The organism is Billgrantia tianxiuensis (assembly GCF_009834345.1).
GTDB lineage: Bacteria > Pseudomonadota > Gammaproteobacteria > Pseudomonadales > Halomonadaceae > Halomonas > Halomonas tianxiuensis.
The window spans coordinates 4,895,893-4,912,493 of the sequence record NZ_CP035042.1 but is presented as its reverse complement, the minus strand read 5'-3'; the positions used below and the strand labels follow the sequence as shown (position 1 = coordinate 4,912,493).

Annotated in this window: 15 protein-coding genes and 1 pseudogene; 3 read left to right on the top strand and 13 right to left on the bottom strand. The window is 66.2% G+C overall.

Annotation, left to right across the window (positions count from 1 at the left end; all coding sequences use genetic code 11):
* Positions 1-15: 15 nt before the first annotated feature.
* Positions 16-699 carry a hypothetical protein gene (locus EKK97_RS23030; protein ID WP_159555531.1) on the bottom strand — a complete coding sequence of 228 codons (684 nt, stop codon included), beginning with the start codon at positions 697-699 and terminating at the stop codon, positions 16-18.
* 217 nt (positions 700-916) lie between these two features.
* Here EKK97_RS23030 and EKK97_RS23025 point away from each other — a divergent pair, with 217 nt between their 5' ends.
* Together EKK97_RS23025 and EKK97_RS23020 are read left to right on the top strand one after the other, a co-directional pair.
* Positions 917-2,230 carry a sensor histidine kinase gene (locus EKK97_RS23025; RefSeq protein WP_159555529.1) on the top strand — a complete coding sequence of 438 codons (1,314 nt, stop codon included), beginning with the start codon at positions 917-919 and terminating at the stop codon, positions 2,228-2,230.
* Positions 2,227-2,868: a response regulator gene (locus tag EKK97_RS23020; RefSeq protein ID WP_159555527.1), complete on the top strand. Its 642-nt coding sequence runs from the start codon at positions 2,227-2,229 to the stop codon at positions 2,866-2,868. The genes EKK97_RS23025 and EKK97_RS23020 overlap by 4 nt, the downstream gene beginning before the upstream one ends.
* Positions 2,869-2,894: 26 nt before the next feature.
* Here EKK97_RS23020 and EKK97_RS23015 read toward each other — a convergent pair whose 3' ends face one another.
* The 11 genes and pseudogenes from EKK97_RS23015 to EKK97_RS22965 all read right to left on the bottom strand — a co-directional run bounded on the left by EKK97_RS23015 (position 2,895) and on the right by EKK97_RS22965 (position 14,700).
* The gene (locus EKK97_RS23015) at positions 2,895-3,401 is read right to left on the bottom strand and encodes an acyloxyacyl hydrolase (RefSeq protein ID WP_159555525.1); all 507 of its coding nucleotides are present in this window, start codon (positions 3,399-3,401) and stop codon (positions 2,895-2,897) included.
* A 69-nt stretch (positions 3,402-3,470) separates the two neighbouring features.
* A complete protein-coding gene (thpR, locus tag EKK97_RS23010; RefSeq protein ID WP_159555523.1) occupies positions 3,471-3,983 on the bottom strand; it encodes an RNA 2',3'-cyclic phosphodiesterase in 513 nt (170 codons plus the stop codon).
* A gap of 6 nt (positions 3,984-3,989) precedes the next feature.
* Positions 3,990-4,379 (bottom strand): RidA family protein, encoded by a 390-nt coding sequence (locus EKK97_RS23005; protein ID WP_159555521.1) that lies wholly within the window; start codon positions 4,377-4,379, stop codon positions 3,990-3,992.
* A gap of 87 nt (positions 4,380-4,466) precedes the next feature.
* Positions 4,467-6,602 carry a RelA/SpoT family protein gene (locus EKK97_RS23000; protein WP_159555519.1) on the bottom strand — a complete coding sequence of 712 codons (2,136 nt, stop codon included), beginning with the start codon at positions 6,600-6,602 and terminating at the stop codon, positions 4,467-4,469.
* A gap of 22 nt (positions 6,603-6,624) precedes the next feature.
* The gene (gene rpoZ, locus EKK97_RS22995) at positions 6,625-6,885 is read right to left on the bottom strand and encodes a DNA-directed RNA polymerase subunit omega (protein WP_159555517.1); all 261 of its coding nucleotides are present in this window, start codon (positions 6,883-6,885) and stop codon (positions 6,625-6,627) included.
* A gap of 155 nt (positions 6,886-7,040) precedes the next feature.
* Complete coding sequence (gene gmk, locus EKK97_RS22990; protein ID WP_159555515.1) at positions 7,041-7,655, bottom strand: guanylate kinase; 615 nt, start codon at positions 7,653-7,655, stop codon at positions 7,041-7,043.
* 138 nt (positions 7,656-7,793) lie between these two features.
* Positions 7,794-8,708: a glutaminase B gene (gene glsB / locus EKK97_RS22985; RefSeq protein ID WP_159555513.1), complete on the bottom strand. Its 915-nt coding sequence runs from the start codon at positions 8,706-8,708 to the stop codon at positions 7,794-7,796.
* A gap of 88 nt (positions 8,709-8,796) precedes the next feature.
* A complete protein-coding gene (locus EKK97_RS22980) occupies positions 8,797-10,275 on the bottom strand; it encodes an alanine/glycine:cation symporter family protein (RefSeq protein WP_159555511.1) in 1,479 nt (492 codons plus the stop codon).
* A 331-nt stretch (positions 10,276-10,606) separates the two neighbouring features.
* Positions 10,607-12,025, bottom strand: coding sequence for a sigma-54-dependent transcriptional regulator (locus EKK97_RS22975; RefSeq protein ID WP_159555509.1), 1,419 nt, complete (start codon positions 12,023-12,025; stop codon positions 10,607-10,609).
* On the bottom strand, positions 12,022-13,758 hold the full coding sequence (locus tag EKK97_RS22970) for a transporter substrate-binding domain-containing protein (protein ID WP_236551327.1): 1,737 nt from the start codon (positions 13,756-13,758) through the stop codon (positions 12,022-12,024). Before EKK97_RS22970 ends, EKK97_RS22975 begins: the two co-directional genes overlap by 4 nt.
* Positions 13,759-13,822: 64 nt before the next feature.
* Positions 13,823-14,700 (bottom strand): annotated as a pseudogene (locus tag EKK97_RS22965) (YicC/YloC family endoribonuclease).
* 167 nt (positions 14,701-14,867) lie between these two features.
* On the opposite strand from EKK97_RS22965, the gene rph reads away from it, so the two are divergent.
* Positions 14,868-15,605, top strand: coding sequence for a ribonuclease PH (gene rph / locus EKK97_RS22960; protein WP_159555507.1), 738 nt, complete (start codon positions 14,868-14,870; stop codon positions 15,603-15,605).
* Positions 15,606-15,685: 80 nt separating this feature from the next.
* Here rph and EKK97_RS22955 read toward each other — a convergent pair whose 3' ends face one another.
* On the bottom strand, positions 15,686-16,453 hold the full coding sequence (locus tag EKK97_RS22955) for an exodeoxyribonuclease III (protein ID WP_159555505.1): 768 nt from the start codon (positions 16,451-16,453) through the stop codon (positions 15,686-15,688).
* Positions 16,454-16,601: the final 148 nt, after the last annotated feature.

Sequence of the window (16,601 nt, the reverse complement as noted above, 5' to 3'; positions counted from 1 at the left end):
GGTAGCGCGGGGCCATCAAAAGGTGTAGGCGACGCCGATCGACATGCCGAGGCCGAACTCATCGCGTTTTTTCAGCGAGAGACGGTCGCGTTCGGCGCGCAGGTCGGCCCGCAGGTCGGCGTTGCCGCCGCTGCGTGAGGCTTCGAGGGTGGGGTTGCGGCTGCCGTAGTAGGCCACTCCCAGGTCGCTGATGAAGCGCCAACCCGGCTGCCAGGCCGGCGACGATTCCCAGCCCAGGCCCAGGTAGGGCGCGACGCGATTGTGTTCCACCTTGCCCCTGAGGTCGCCCACCTCCGCGGCGGAGTAGCGCGTGCCGTTGATCGTGTAGCCGCCACGGCCGTCGCGCTTGCCTTCGAGACGGGTCTCGGGATTGGCGAACAGCAGCCCTCCGGAGAGGCGGAAGCCGCTGCCCGCCAGGGGGTACCAGTCGACCAGCGCTTCGACGGCGTGGTTCTGCTTGCGCTTGAGCTCGTATTCGACGCCCTCGAGCGTGCGGTCGTCCTTGAACTCGGATTCGCCATTGACCCCCAGGCGCAACGCCAGCTGCCGATCGACGGCATAACCGACACCCGCCCCCAGGCCGAAAGTGCCGAGCTTGGAGTAGACGAAAGCGCCCGACTCCGTGGGGCTCTCCTGGGCCATGCTGCCGGCGGAAGAGAACGCGGCCAGCCAGGCCGCTGCGATCATGAGTTTCTTCATGGTGTTTCCTCGATGATGGGCCGGTCGCCTGACCGACCACGACGAGGCGTCACGATAGGCTCGGCGCAGCCGATCGGCATGTCCCGGAGGTCAGGCCCGGCACATGTGACGACTCGCATACGCCGCCTTCAGGCGGGCCTGATATGCTGCCGGGGTCGGCATCGCTTGCGCTCCGTCAAGCGCGGCCCCGGTGCCTCGAATTCAGGAGTGTGGGTGGATGACGGCCGGAACATCGGTATCGGATGGGTGGGGAGGGCTCCGCAGGGGACGACATGCCCTGGTACGTTTCTTCGTCTCGTCTACCGGGCTGTTCCGGGCCATTTGCCTGGTCGCCTGTGCGGCGATTTATGTGATGCACCGGGTCCACGACGAATTGGCCGTGGCGGAGGAGCTGGTCCTCACGTTGAGCGGCGAAACCCTGGTGCGCCAATGGCTCGGCGACGTGGTGGCAGGGCTGCTGTTCAGCGAAGCGATGGTGATGGCTGGCTTCGTCGCTTTCGCCGCGGCGTTCTGTTTGGCGACGGCGCCACATGCCTACCGGCTTGCCCGCACGCGCTGGCTGTTGGTCGCGCAGATTTCGATAGGCCTGCTGATCAACGAGGAGCTGTTGCTGATCGTGGCCGCCGAACTGCCCTTCCTCTACCCCCTGGCCAAGGCCTTCGCCTGGCTGCTGGTCCAGGCTGCCCTCAAGTCGCTGCTGTGGGGCGCGATCCTGTTGGCGGCGGATCCTATGGAGGCGTCCCTCGCAGCCGCCGAGGCCGCGGGGATCGAGCTGCCGTCGATCAGCCTGGCGAACCTGCTGGTGGTGGCCATCCTGATGTTCTTCATCTGGCAGCTGTTTGCCTTCTGCCTGGGCTGCATGGCCATGGTCGAGCGGCGTCACCGGGTCAGGCTGGCCAAGGCCCACGCCGAACTCTCGGCCACGCGCCAGCTGCTGGCCGACAGCACGCGGGCCAGCGAACGGCTGCGTATCTCCCGGGACCTGCATGATGGCCTCGGCCACCATCTGGCGGCGCTCAACCTGCACCTGGACCTGGCGGCGCGCCAGCCGCAGCGCACGCAGGCGTCGCTGCAGACGGCCCAGGCCATTGCCCGGGAGCTCTATCAGGAAGTTCGGAGGACGGTCGAGCGCGAGCGTCTCGAGGCGCCGATAGACCTGTTCAGCAGCCTGCAGACGCTCTGCTCGGGGATGCCCGAACCGCGCATCGAGCTGAGCTACGACCCACGCTGCCGGGTGCGTGACCCGGCCATGGCGCATGTGATTTTCCGTGGCGTACAGGAGGCGCTCTCCAACGCCGTGCGCCATGCGCGTGCGAGCAAAATCGAGGTCTGCGTGACCTGCAAGGCCAGCGGCATCCATGTGGCCGTCGTCGACAACGGCTACGGTGGGGCCAGGGTCGTTCCCGGCAACGGCCTGACCGGCATGCGCGAGAGAATCGGGGAGGCTGGCGGCAGCCTGTCGATCGAGACACGACCCGGAGCCGGCTATCAGGTTGGATTCTGGCTTCCCGCAAAGAGAGAAGAGACATGATCCGTGTGCTATTGGTGGACGATCAGCAGCTCGTGCGCAGCGGGATTGCCGGCCTGCTGGCGCTGACTCCGGATATCGAGGTGGCGGGCGAAGCCGCAAGCGGGGAGGAGGCGATCGGCCTCGTCGACGAGCTGGCGCCCGACGTGATGCTGCTCGACGTCCGCATGCCGGGCTTCGGCGGTATCGAGGTCCTGGCCCGACTGAGCGAGCTGGGGCGACTGCCGCCGACCATCCTGCTCACTACCTTCGACGACGACGAGGCGTTGCTGGCGGGCGTGCGCGCGGGCGCGCGCGGTTTTCTGCTCAAGGACATTTCGCTGGAACGGCTGGCCGAGGATATCCGCCGGGTCGCCACGGGTGGCTCGGCCATCCGGCCATCGATCACCGAACGCGTGCTGGCCGGGGTCCGCGAGACGCGGATCGACTTCGACTGCCTCGATCCCCCCTGTCGACTGACCGTGCGGGAAACCGAAATCCTGCGCCTGCTGGCCAGCGGGCTCAACAACCGCGAGGTGGCGCACGCCCTGGGCACCGCCGAGGGGACGGTGAAGAACCAGGTGTCGAGCATTCTCTCCAAGCTGGGCGTACGCGACCGCATGCGGGCAGTGCTGCGAGGCATCGAGCTGGGCTGGCTATGAGCCAGCGGCAGCGGCCGCGTTGCGGGCTAGAGCGCCAGCCGATAACCCAGCGTCAGGGTCTCGAAGCCCTCGTTGGGCGACCTGATACCGGCATTGGAGTAGTGCGTCAGGCTCAGGGCGAGCTCGCCCGCTCCCAGCGGTGCCCCCAGGGCCAGGCGATCCTGGAACTGGAAGGCGCTGCCGAGCTCGCGCGATTCGAGACGCGATTCGAGGAACAACGCCGCACCGATGCCGCCTTCGACGAATACGCCGCGCTCGCCACCAAAGGTCCAGCGCAACGCCGGTGTCACCAGCCAGGCCGCGTTGTGCTGCTCCTCGCGCCCCTGCAGCAACAGCAGGCCGGTGCCCAGGCGCAGGGTCAGCGGCGGTGGTAGGGGCTCGAAGGCAATGAACGTATCGAGTTCGATGCGTGCGACGGCGGTCGATTCGCTGGTGATGCCGCCGTCGAGGTAGAGATCGGCGAGTCCGGCAGGGCTGCCGATCAGCGCTAGTCCGGCCAGTAGTCCGGCAGCCACGTTCTTCCTGCGATTCAAAGCGTTCTCCCTTTTTCTTTTTGCGCCAATCTGGCGTTGGCTGATCTGGCGCACCTTCATCCCTGAAGGTCACCCCCGTGATACGGCCAGGGTCCGGTAGTGCGCGCCTCGCTCATCGATGATCGATCTCATCAGTTCGATCTGATTATAGGTCCATGCCAAGTCCATGGCGGGAAGACCTTCCAGCAGTTGGGTGTCGGCGCGCCGCAGCAAGGTGACGTGCGGGATGTACCTGGCGGGAGGTGCGCCGAGGCCGCTTGCCTCGAGAACTCCCCAGAGCCTGCCGTGCAGTCGCTCGAGGGCGGGGTCGGGCCGGCTGGCGCCGACCCAGACGATACCTGGGCGGCGGAAGCCGCCCCACCGGTCGATGTGCCACTCGCCGGGTTCGATGGTCAGGCCCTGCACCCACTCGACGAGCTCGGTGGCCTTCGCCTCCTCCACTTCGCCGAGAAAGGCGAGCGTGACATGCAAGCTCGCGTCGGGCATGCGTCGCCCGCCGCACTGGGCATGGGCGATATCCGCCAGCGCCCCGAGCCGCGTTCGCAGCTCGGGCGACGGCATCAGGGCCAGGAAGAGCCTCACGGCTCTTTAGTCGCCGATGACCATAACGGCTTCCGCCTCGAACTGCGCCCCCTTGGGCAGCGCCTTGACGCCCACCGCGGCACGGGCCGGGTAAGGCTTGGAGAAGAACTCCTCCATGACCTTGTTGACCACCGCGAAGTTGTCCAGGTCCACCAGGTAGAGGTTGAGCTTGACGATCTCGCCCAGCGAACCGGCGGCTTCTTCGCACACGGCCTTGAGATTGGTGAAGACCTGACGGGCCTGGGCCTCGAAGTCGTCGGAGACGAGTTCCATGGTGGCCGGGTCGAGGGGTATCTGGCCGGAGAGGTAGATGGTGTTGCCGGCCTTGATGGCCTGGGAGTAAGGACCGATGGCGGCGGGTGCCTTTTCGGTGTTGATCACGGCCTTGTTGCTCATGACGGTCTCCTTTCGATGTCGATGCGTAACGAGGGTCAATGCAAGGCCCATTCGCCGCGCCAGGGCGGCGAATGGGCCGGTAACGGTTCAATTGCCGACGCGAGTGATCTTGCCGACGTGCGAGAGGTTGCGAATACGCTTGATGATGCGCGCCAGGTGCACCCGGTCGCGTACCGCCAGGGTCAGGTGCACGATGGAGAGCCGGGCATCGCGCTCCTCGATGCCGATGCGCTCGATGTTGGCGTCGGCATCGGTGACCAGGCTGGCAAGCTCGGCCACCAGCCCACGGCGGCTCTCGATCTCGATGCGCAGGGCCACCGGGAAGTCTTCGGTGCTCTCGTCGGACCACTCCAGAGCGAACAGCTTGTCGGGGTCGCCCTTGAGTTCGTCGAGATTGCGGCACTCGGTGCGGTGCACCACGATGCCCTTGCCCACCGACAGATGACCCACCACCGGATCGCCGGGCAGTGGATGACAGCAGCGGGCGAACTTGATCACCATGCCCTCCGCGCCGCTGATCACGATCGGCCCCTGGGCGGCGAGGGCGCGTTCGCCGGCCTCGGCCGCGTCGCCGTGCAGCAGGTCGACCAGGCGCCGCGCCACCACGTGGGCCACCCGCGTGCCGAGGCCGATCGATTCCAGCAGGCTCTCTTCGTTCTTCAGCGTGAGCTCGTCCAGCAGCTCCGGCAGCACGTGTTCGGGCAGTTCTTCCAGGCTGGTCTCGAAGTCGGCCAGGGCCTTGTTGAGCAGGCGTCGGCCGAGCTGGACCGCCTCGGTCTGCTGCTGGTGCTTGAGCGCGTGCCGGATCGCCGAGCGCGCCTTGGCGGTGACCACGAAGTTGAGCCAGGCCAGGTTGGGGCGCGCCCCGGGGGCGGTGATGATCTCCAGCGTTTGGCCGCTCTCCAGGCGGGTCGAGAGCGGCGCCAGGTGACGGTCGATGCGACAGGCGATGCAGCTGTTGCCGATGTCGGTGTGCACGGCGTAGGCGAAGTCGATCACCGTGGCGCCCTGGGGCAGCTCCATGATGTCGCCGCGGGGCGTGAACACGTAGATGTCGTCGGGGAACAGGTCGTTCTTGACGTGCTCGATGAACTCCAGCGAGTCGCCGGCATGGCGCTGCATCTCGAGCAGCCCCTTGACCCACTCCCGCGCCCGGGCATGGCTGCCCTCGGCGATGGGGTGATCGGTCTGGCCCGCCTTGTAGAGCCAGTGGGCAGCGATGCCGTTGTTGGCCATGGCCTCCATCTCGCGGGTACGGATCTGCACCTCGATGGGCATGCCGCCGCTGCCGAACAGCGTGGTGTGCAGGCTCTGGTAACCGTTGGCCTTGGGGATGGCGATGTAATCCTTGAAGCGCCCCGGCACCGGCTTGTACAGGTTGTGCACCACGCCGAGGATGCGGTAGCAGCTGTCGACGTCTTCGGTGATGATGCGGAAGCCGAACACGTCCATGATCTCGGCGAACGGCTTGCGCTGGTCGCGCATCTTCTTGTAGATCGACAGCAGGTGCTTCTGGCGGCCCACCACGGTGCCGGATAGGCCCTCGTCGTCGAGGCTCTTCTGCAGCGTGGTCTGGATCTGGCGGATCGCCGAGCGGCGATGGCCGCGGGCGCTGGAGACGGCGCGCTTGATGCGTTCGGCGCGCATCGGGTGAAGCGCCTGGAACGACAGGTCCTCGAGTTCGACGCGAATGGTGTTGATGCCCAGGCGACTGGCGATGCGGGCGTAGATCTCCAGCGTCTCGCGGGCGATGCGGCGCTTCTTCTCCGGGCGCAGTGCGCCCAGCGTTCGCATGTTGTGCAGGCGGTCGGCGAGCTTGACGATGATGACGCGAATGTCCTTGGACATCGCCAGCACCATCTTCTGGAAGTTCTCGGCCTGGGCGACGGCCTTGTCCTCGAAGGTGATCTGGGTCAGCTTCGAGACGCCGTCGACCAGCTCCGCCACCGGTTTGCCGAACTGTTCGGCGAGGGCCTCCTTGGAAACCCCGGTATCCTCGATCACGTCGTGCAGCATGGCCGACATCAGGCTCTGATGGTCCATGTGCATGTTGGCGAGGATGTTGGCCACCGCCAGCGGGTGGGTGACGTAGGGTTCGCCGGAGCGCCGGCGCTGCCCGTCGTGGGCCTGCTCGGCGTAGTAGAAGGCGCGCTTGACCTGCTGGATCTCGTCGGGAGGAAGGTAGCCGCCGAGTCTGTCGGCCAGGTCGTCGATGGTGAACATTAGCGCGCCTTGAGTGACAGCCTTACTCCTCGATGGCCATGCCCGGCTCGCCTTCGCGGCGAATCCGGACCGGGGCCTCGATCGGCTCGTCCAGTACGCTGTGATCCACCAGGCCGGCGGCGATCTCGCGCAGCGCCATCACGGTGGGCTTGTCGTTCTCCCACGGCAGCTGGGCATCGCGAGAACCGCGCGACAGCTGACGCGCACGCTGGGTGGAGATCATCACCAGCTTGAAGCGGTTTTCGACGTTTTCCAGACAATCTTCGACGGTGACACGCGCCATATTGGGTACTTCCCGAAACTGTTAGGGGCCCCGGCCACGGCCGGCAACCGAAATGGAACAGGACAGACTAGATTACTCGACGCCCGGCGGCTGTGACAAGCATTGGCAGCTAGGGCAGGCGCCTGCGGCTGGGCTCATGACAGCGCCTCGGCTGACTATGACAGCAGCGCCGCCAGCAGCGGGCCGTGGCTCTCCTGCACCCGGGCCAGACTCAGGCGGCGGCTGATCACCAGAGCCTGCAGCTCGCGCAGGGCGGTGGTGAAGTCGTCGTTGATCACCAGGTAGTCGTATTCGTCGTAGTGCGACATCTCGCTGACGGCGTCGCGCATGCGCCGGGCGATGGTGGCATGCTCGTCGGTGCCGCGGCTGGCCAGGCGCCGCTCCAGCTCGTCGCGCGACGGCGGCAGGATGAAGATCGACACTGCATCGGGCAGCTGTTCGCGCACCTGGCGCGCGCCCTGCCAGTCGATCTCGAGGATCACGTCCTGGCCGGCCTCGAGCAGGGCTTCCACCGCCGGCCGCGAGGTGCCGTAGAAGTTGTCGAACACGCGTGCGTACTCGAAGAATTCGCCGCGCGCGATCATCGCTTCGAACTCGGCAATCTCCACGAAGTGGTAGTTGACCCCATCGACCTCGCCGCGGCGCCGGGCCCGGGTGGTATGCGACACCGAGACCTGGATGCCGTCGAGGCTCTCGATCAGCTCGCGCACCAGGGTGGTCTTGCCGGCGCCGGAAGGCGCGGAAACGATGAAAAGCGTACCTTGGGACATATCGGGCTCCGGATCGCAAATGCCCCCGTTCGCGCGAAGCGAAAGGGGGCGAGCGTCATGGCTGCGCATTCAGGCGGAACAGTATACCTGCCCGGCCAAGGGCGCGTCATGGGGCGAGGTGCAAACCGTATCCGCGCCTCATGCCATCGGTAGCGGGTTATCGAGCTCTTCGGCCAGCAGCTCCAGGGCATACTGGGCGGCAACGGAGTTGCCGCTGTCATCGAGCGCCGGCGACCAGGCGCAGATCGACATCCGTCCCGGCACGATCGCGACGATACCGCCGCCGACGCCGCTCTTGGCCGGAAGCCCGACGCGATAGGCGAAGTCGCCGGCGGCGTCGTACATGCCGCAGGTGGACATGATCGCGTTGAGGCGTCGCGCCAGGCCCGGCGAGACGAACCGTTCGCCCATGGTGCGGGCTTCGCCTTCGGCCGCCAGGAAGTTCATGGCCACGGCCAGGTCCGCGCAGCTCATGGCCAGCGCGCAACTGGAAAAATAGCAGCGCAGCACCGCGTCGACGTCGTTGTCGATGTTGCCGAACGCCTTCATCAGGTAGGCCATGGCAGCGTTGCGCGAGCGATGCTGCCACTCCGACTCCAAGACCTCGTCGTCGATCAGGATCGTGGCATTGCCCGCCAGGCGTCGGGCGACGTCCTGAAGATGCTTGTCAGGCGTGGCGAAGGCGCTGACCAGACGATCCGTCACCGCGATGGCGCCGGCATTGATGAAGGGGTTGCGCGGCTTGCCCCGCTCCGCCTCGAGCTGTGCCAGCGAGTTGAACGGCATGCCCGACGGGTTGAGGCCCACGCGCTGCCACAGCGCCTCGCCGTGGGTGCGCAGGGCAAGGGCAAGCAGCAGCACCTTGGCGATACTCTGGATCGAGAAGGCGGTTCGGGCGTCGCCGGCGGCGTAGACCTCTCCCGCATTGGTGCAGATGGCGATACCGAGCCGCCCGGGATCCTGCCGGGCCAGGGCCGGTATGTAGCTGGCGACGTGCCCGTTGCCGAGCCTTGCGCGGGCTCGTGCATGAATGCTCTCCAGCCAGCGCTGCATGTCCCTGCTCTCCGCCGGGGCGAGCTTGACGGAGGCTTCCGGCCTCGGGACATCGAGGCCGGAAGGAAGTGCGGGCCGTGGCGCCATGTTACTTCACTGGCTGGCTAGCGGACGGCGGCGGCGCGCCATAACGCTTGAGGCGCTCGATATCCTCGGGCTCGATCTCCCAGGCGGCGGGATCGATGTCGAGATCGGCGAACTTCTTGGCATCGAACACGGGATGGCGGATGCCGGCGCGGATCTGCTCATCGAAGTCGCGCATGATGCGCAGCCCCGGCTTGAACAGCATGAGCAGGGCGATCAGGTTGGCCAGTGCCAGGAAGCCCATGGTCACGTCGGCGAAGGCGAACACCGTGCCCAGGTCGGTCATCGCGCCCCAGGCGCACAGCACCACCACCGCGATGCGGAACAGGTTGAACAGCGTGACGTTGCTCTCGCTGAAGAAGTTGAGGCTGTTCTCGCCCAGGTAGTAGTTGTAGAGGATGGTGCTGAAGCCGAACAGCAGCAGCGCCACGCTGACGAAGCTGCGGCCCCACTCGCCCACGTGGTCGGCCAGCGAGACCTGGGTCAGCGCTACGCCACCGATATCGGCACCGCTGGCCGGGTCGTAGGCGCCGCTGAGCAGTATGATGAAGGCGGTAGCGGAGCAGATGACCAGGGTGTCGAGGAACACCGAGAAGGCCTGCACGATGCCCTGGTTGGCCGGGTGCGGCACGTAGGCCACGGCAGCAACGTTGGGGGCGCTGCCCAGGCCTGCTTCGTTGGAAAACAGGCCGCGCTTGACGCCCATCATGATGGCGGCGCCGATGCTGCCGCCAATGGCCGGCTCGAGACCGAAGGCGCTGTTGACGATCAGCAGGAAGACTTCAGGAATGCGCGGCAGGTTCATGCCCAGTACCACGACGGCGATCAGCAGGTAGCCCACCGCCATGACCGGCACCAGCACCTCGGCCACGCGCGCGATGCGCTTGATGCCGCCGAAGATGATCAGGCCGACGATCACGGCCATGCCGAGCCCGGTAAAGACCACCGGGATGCCGAAGGCATCGTCGAAGGAGGTGGCCACGGCGTAGGACTGCAGCGCAGTGAAGCCAAAGCCGAAGGTGACCAGCAGCAGCACCGAATAGAGTGCGGCGAGCCACTTCCAGCGTTGGCCGAGACCACGCGCGATGTAGTAGGCCGGGCCGCCGCGGTAGGTGCCGTCCGGCTGGGCGGTTTTGTAGGCCTGGGCCAGGGTGCACTCGAGATAACTAGTGGCCATGCCCATCAGACCGACCAGCCACATCCAGAAGATAGCGCCGGGGCCGCCGAGGGTGATGGCGACCGCCACGCCGGCGATGTTGCCGCCGCCGACACGGCCCGCTACCGAGAGCAGCAGGGCCTGGAAGGAGCTCAGGTGGCCGTGCTTGTCACGCTTGAACGCCTGGCTGGCGCCGAGGATGCGGAACATGCGGCCGAAATAGCGGAACTGGACGAAGCGAGAGCCCAGGGTAAAGCCGATACCGACGGCGATCAGCAGGCCAATGAGTACCTTGCCCCAGAGCAGGTCGTTGAGCAGATCGAGCATCAGGCGTTCCTCCGGTCGAGCGAGACGTGGGGCAGCACGGACCGGGGAGTGGTGGTGGATATCGTTATTCTTGGCATGGAGCTGGAACCTCTTGCTGATGTTTTTCGACTGGGCCCGCCGTAAGCGGGCCGGATGTCATCGCAAGTTCCATGCCATCTTGGGAATTGCTTTCAAGCCTTTGTTTTAGTGAGAAAATCTATGTGATGCGGGTTTTCGTGTCGTCAGCGGGTGCTATAACCAGCGTTCTCGAAGCGCCGGTGTGAGCAAGCCAAGCCACTGAATCAAAAGGACAAAAAGCAGACTATAACCATGGTTATCGCTATGCGCCTGGTTATGACCCTTCGCTGCGACGCTTCTTCAAGCGCTTGCTCAGGGCAGGCTGCGAAATACCCAGCCAGCGCGAGGCGATCGACTGGTTGCCCTCGGCGCGACGCAGCGCCTCGTCGACCAGTGCCTCGGCGAGCGCCTCCAAGGTGGGCAGCGGCTCGTCGGCGGCGAAGACGGTTCGTGCGCCATGCTGCCGCTGGGGGAGATCCACGCCCGGCTGGCCGATGGCCCGCTTGAAGGCATCCATGGATAGCGTGCGGCTGCGGTGCAGGCTCATGGCGTCGTAGGCCATGGCGCGCAGCTCTCGCACGTTGCCGGGAAAGGCGTAGTCGCTGAGCAGTATCGTCAGCTCGGGAGGATAGCTCGGCTTGGGCTTGCCGAGTTCCTCGGCCGCCTCGGCCAGGAAGTGATCCAGCAGCAGGGGAATGTCCTGCTTGCGCTGGCGCAACGGGGGAATATGGACCTGATGCGTACGCAGCCGATAGTAGAGATCCTTGCGGAAGGCACCCGTGCGCTGCTTTTCGGCCAGGTCGTGGTGGGTGGCCACCAGCACCCGGGCCTGCAGGCGCTTGGGTCGGTCGCTACCCAGCGGATAGTACTCGCCCTCCTGGAGCAGGCGCAGCAGCTTCACCTGGGAAGCCGGGCTGAGGTCGCCTATCTCGTCGAGAAACAGGGTACCCGCCGCGGCCTGCTCGATCATGCCGGCGCGTGGTTGGTCGGCACCGGTGAAGGCCCCGCGCTGATGGCCGAACAGCGTATCGGCGAAGACGTTGTCGTCGAGGCCGGCCACGTTGACGCATACCAGCGGTCCGCTGCGACCGCTCAGGGTGTGGGCGGCCCGTGCTATCAGCTCCTTGCCCACGCCGCTTTCGCCGGTGATCAGGATGGGCTGGCGGGTCAGCGCCACCGATTCCAGGTACTGGAAGACTGAGCGCATGGCCTTGTCGGCGGTGACGATATTCGCAAAGACTTCGGGGTGCTCCAGGGTGTCGCAGAGCACGCGCCGACGCAGCGCCTGGTTCTCCCGGCTCAGCTCCTGCAGACGAATGGCCCGGCGGATGCCTTCGATGAGCCGGCTCTCCTCGTCGGTCTTGACGAAGTAATCGAAGGCCCCGAGCTTGATGCAGTTGACTGCGGTTTCCACCTGGTTGAGGCCGCTGATGACGATCACGCCGACGTCGGGATACTCCTCGACGATGCGCGCCAGCAGCTCCTCCCCCGACGGGTGGGGCATGGTCAGGTCCAAGGTCACCAGGCCGATGTTCTCGCGCGCCAGGATCTCCATGACCTCACGACTGTCGTGGCAGCGGTGGATATGGTTGATGCCCCCGCTGCGCTCCAGGGCAATGCTCAGGCTGCGCAGGAAGGAGGGTTCGTCGTCGACGAGCAGAACACCGAAAGCGGGGTAGAGGGTCTGGGTCATGGCGTACCTGGCTCCTGTTCGCGGTTCGACGTTTCGCCGGCTGGTGCCACACCGGGCGTTGCGCGCTTCGCGGTCGGCAGCGCCAGGATCACCCGGGTGCCGTGGCCGGGTCGGGAGTCGAAGGTCAGGCTGCCCTGGTGCTCGCTGACGATACCGGCGGAGACGGAAAGGCCCAGCCCGGTGCCGCCGCATTCCCGGCGGGTGGTGAAGAAGGGATCCGTCAGCCGGTGCATGGCCTCGGGAGCGATACCGCGGCCCTCGTCATACACCTCCAGCAGCACCCGTCCCTCGGCACGATCGTGACGCGTCGTCAGGCAAATGCTCTGGGTGGGGCATTCCAGCGCCTGGCAGGCATTGAGCACCAGGTTGATCACCACCTGCTCGATGCGCTGGGCGTTGCCCACGAGGGGCGGCAGGTCGTCGGCATAGTGCGCCTCGAAGCGGCCGGTCGCCTTGCGGATCGAATTGTCGACCAGGCGCACGGCAGTGGCCACCACCTCGTTGAGGTCGAAGACCTCGCCCAGCGCGTCGCCGCCCTGGCGGGCGAAATCCTTGAGATCGCCGACGATACGCTTGATGCGCCGGGTGCCCTCCTGCATGTCGTCGATCATACCGGGAATCTCTTCGCGCATGCGCGAGTAGGGCAGGCCGCCGAAGGGGAAATCGCCATGGGCGCGGTAGTGCGCCTCGAGGATCGGCTCGGCGTCGGCCCAGGCGTCGCGCAGCACCGGCAGGTTGAGCAGCAGCAGGCTGCTGGGATTGTTGATCTCGTGGGCCACGCCCGAGACCAGCACGCCGAGCGAGGCCATCTTGTCGGCCTGGATCAGCTGCTGCTGGTGTAGCCGAAGCTCCTCGGTGCGGGCCGCCACCTCGCGCTTGAGCATGCGGTTCCAGATCACGATGGCACCCAGAATCAGCAGCAGCAGCGCGGAGAGCGCCGCGCCGATCTGGCCGACCTTCTGCCAAGGGATGCCCTCGCGGCCCTCCAGTGGCCCCAGCCACTTGTCGTAGATCGCCTGGTGGCGGCCGGTATTCTTGAGAATGGCCAGCCCCTCGCTGAACTTGGCCAGCAGGTTGGCGTCGCCCTGGCGCACCGCATAGCCATAGCGTAGCGAGAAGGGTCTCGCCACCGGCACCAGGTTGGTCAGGCCCAGCTCGCGGCTGAGGTAGAGCGCCGGCAGGTTGGCAACCAGCGCATAGTCGTGCTGGCCGGCGGCCAGTGCCCGCAGCGCGTCGGCATGGGTATCCACGGGAATTACCAGCGCACCGATGTCATGTTCGATCAGGTAGTCGTGCATGATGTCGCCGCGCTGGACGATCACCTCCTTGCCGCGCAGCTCCTCGACTTCCACCACCGGGTCGCCGCGACGGGCGAAGATCGACTGGTGGACGATGGCGTGGGGCGGGGCGAAGTCGAACCGCTCGGTACGCGCCTCGGAGTAGGACATGCCCTGGAGGATGTCGATCTCGCCCCGCTCCAGCCCACGGCGCACCTCGCTCCATGGCTTGAGTTCGATGCGCACCTCGATGCCCATCACCTCGGCGATGGCCCGGGTCAGCTCCACGTTGTAGCCGGCCGGCTCGCCGTCATCGTCGAGAAACTCGTAGGGCGGGTGGTAGTGATCGCCGCCAACGACGATGACCTCCCTGGTGTCATTGGCCGCGCCCGTTTCGGCCTGCCCCCAGCCCGGCAAGGGCACGACGAGGCAGGCGGCCAGTGCCAGCCGCCACATCCACCGCGTGGCGCTGGGAGATAGCCTTCGACAGGGCCGCGCCCGGCTCGCCTTCATGGTCGTGTTACTCGATATTCTGGATCTGCTCTCTCATCTGCTCGATCAGCACCTTGAGCTCCACCGCGCAGCGGGTGGTGCTGGCCACTGCCGACTTGGAGGAGAGGGTGTTGGCCTCGCGGTTGAGTTCCTGCATCAGGAAGTCGAGGCGGCGCCCCTTGGGGCCCTTCTGGTCGAGCTGGCGTGCCACTTCGCCGACATGGGTCTCGAGCCGGTCGAGCTCCTCGTCGACGTCGGCCTTCTGGGCGAGCAAGACCAGTTCGGCCTCCAGGCGCTGGGGTCAAGTTCGGCCTTGACCGCTTCGAGCCGCTCCAGCAGCAGGGCGCGCTGGCGCTCGAGGATCTCCGGCATCAGCCGGCGCACCTCGGCAACCTGCTCGCGCACGCCGGCCAGGCGCTCGCGAATCAGCGCGGCGAGCTTGTCACCTTCGCGGGCGCGGGCTTCGATCAGCTCGTCGAGCGCGGCCTCGAACAGGGCCGTGGCTTCCGCCTTCACCTCGTCCAGGTCGACACCCTGCGACTCGAGCACGCCGGGGTGGTCGAGCAGCGAGAGGGCGTCGGGCATGGCGACCTGGGGCAGTGCCTCGCGAATCTCGCCCAGCGCTGCGGCCAGGGCGACCAGCCGGGTGTGGTTGACGGCCAAGGTCTCGCTCACGTCGGTGGGTTCGAAGCGCAGGTGGCACTCCACCTTGCCGCGCGCCAGGCGCGTGCGCAGCGCCTCGCGAAAGGCGGGCTCGAGGTCGCGCAGCGCCTCGGGGAGCCGGAAGAAGGGCTCCAGGTAGCGCTGGTTCACCGAACGCAGCTCCAACTGCAGGCTGCCCCAGTCGCTCTCGCGGCTCTGACGGGCAAAGGCGGTCATGCTGTGTACCTTGCTATGGGCGACCATGGCGACTCCTCGTTCGATCGGCTGCGCCGTTGCCGGCCAGCCCGGCGACATCTCGGACAAGGAGTGTAACCGATTCCCCGGCCCGACCGTGTAGAATGGCCAGCCATTCGATGCCTCGCCGCTGCTGCGACATCGTCCCGATCGTTCTTCGTCTTTCGAGAGGTACCATGGCTTCCCAACCCTCACGCCCGAGCGGGCGGCGCCCCGACCAGCCCCGCGAGATCCGCCTGACCCGCGACTACACGCGCCACGCCGAGGGCTCGGTGCTGGTGGAGTTCGGCGACACCAAGGTGCTGTGTAACGCCAGCGTCGAGGCCGGCGTGCCGCGCTGGCTACGCGGCAAGGGGCAGGGCTGGATCACCGCCGAGTACGGCATGCTACCGCGCGCCACCCACACCCGTGGCGGCCGCGAGGCGGCCCGTGGCAAGCAGGGCGGGCGCACGTTGGAGATCCAGCGCTTGATCGGGCGTTCGCTGCGCGCCGCGGTGAACCTGAAGAAGCTGGGCGAATTCACCGTCACCGTGGACTGCGACGTGATCCAGGCCGATGGCGGCACCCGCACCGCCTCGATCACCGGCGGTTGCGTGGCGCTGGTGGATGCCATTCGTTACCTGCAGCGCAAGAAGCTGATCAAGGGCGACCCTTTCGTGCAGTTGATCAGCTCGGTCTCGGTGGGGCTCTACAAGGGCGTGCCGGTAGTCGATCTCGACTACCCCGAGGACAGTGGTGCCGAAACCGACATGAACGTGGTCATGGCCGAATCGGGCGGGCTGATCGAGGTGCAAGGTACCGCCGAGGCAGGGGTGTTCTCCCGCGAGCAGCTCAATGCCATGCTCGAGCTGGCCGAAAACGCCGGCGCCCAGCTCTTCGAGCACCAGCGCGAGGCCCTGGGCATTCGTCGTTGAGATTGCCCCAACGCATAGCGCCGGCATCAATGCCGGCGCTATGCGTTCCGGGAAAGCCCGGCCGCGACGAAGGGGCGTGCTTACAGCGTCAGGTCATACTCGACGAACAGCGGGGCGTACTCGCTGAAGGTAGCGTCGTAGTCGATCCAGGCGTCGACCACGTGACGGCGCAGGTTGGGCCCGACGATCTGGTAGTCGATCCGCCAGCCTTCCTGGCGCGAGCGTGGCACTTCCTGATCGAGCTTGGGCCAGTAGGTATACTCGCCGGCGTCGCGGTTGATCTCGCGGAAAGTGTCGATGAAGCCGGTGGGGCCGAACACCTGATCCATCCAGGCCCGCTCCTCGGGCTTGAAGCCCGGCGTGGTCTGGTTGTCGGCCCAGTTCTCCAGGTCGATGGTCTTGTGGGCGATGTGCCAGGTACCGCAGATGATGTACTCGCGCCGCTTGCGCGCCATCTTGTTCAGGTATTCCTGGTACTGGGCCATGAAGGCCTGCTTGGCGGCATAGTCGCTGCCATCGGGCATCAGGAAGCTGGCAATGCTGAAGCGGTCGTAGTCGGCCTGCAGGAAGCGCGCCTCATGGTCGCACTGGGGGAAGCCGAGGCCGTACATGATCGCCTTGGGGATCTTGCGGCAGTAAAGACCCACGCCGGAGAAGTCGTCCTGTTCGGCGTCCAGGAAGTAGCCTTCGTAGCCCTCCGGGTACAGAATGCTGTCGTCGAGTTCGAAGCTCTTGGCCTTGAGGTTCTGAACGCAGATGACGTCGGCATCCTGTTCGGCCAGCCAGTCGAGGAAACCTCGTCCGACAGCCTCGCGGATTCCGTTGACATTGATGGTGGCAATTTTCATACATGGTCCCTTTGACGTCGCGCGTGTATGATACCCGACGTTTCGACGTTTGGGTAAATGGCCCGCACGGATATTCATGGTAGGACACAGATTCCACATCCATGGACGTGTAAACCGGGCGTGTGAACAGCGCTTTGAACAGAGCCTT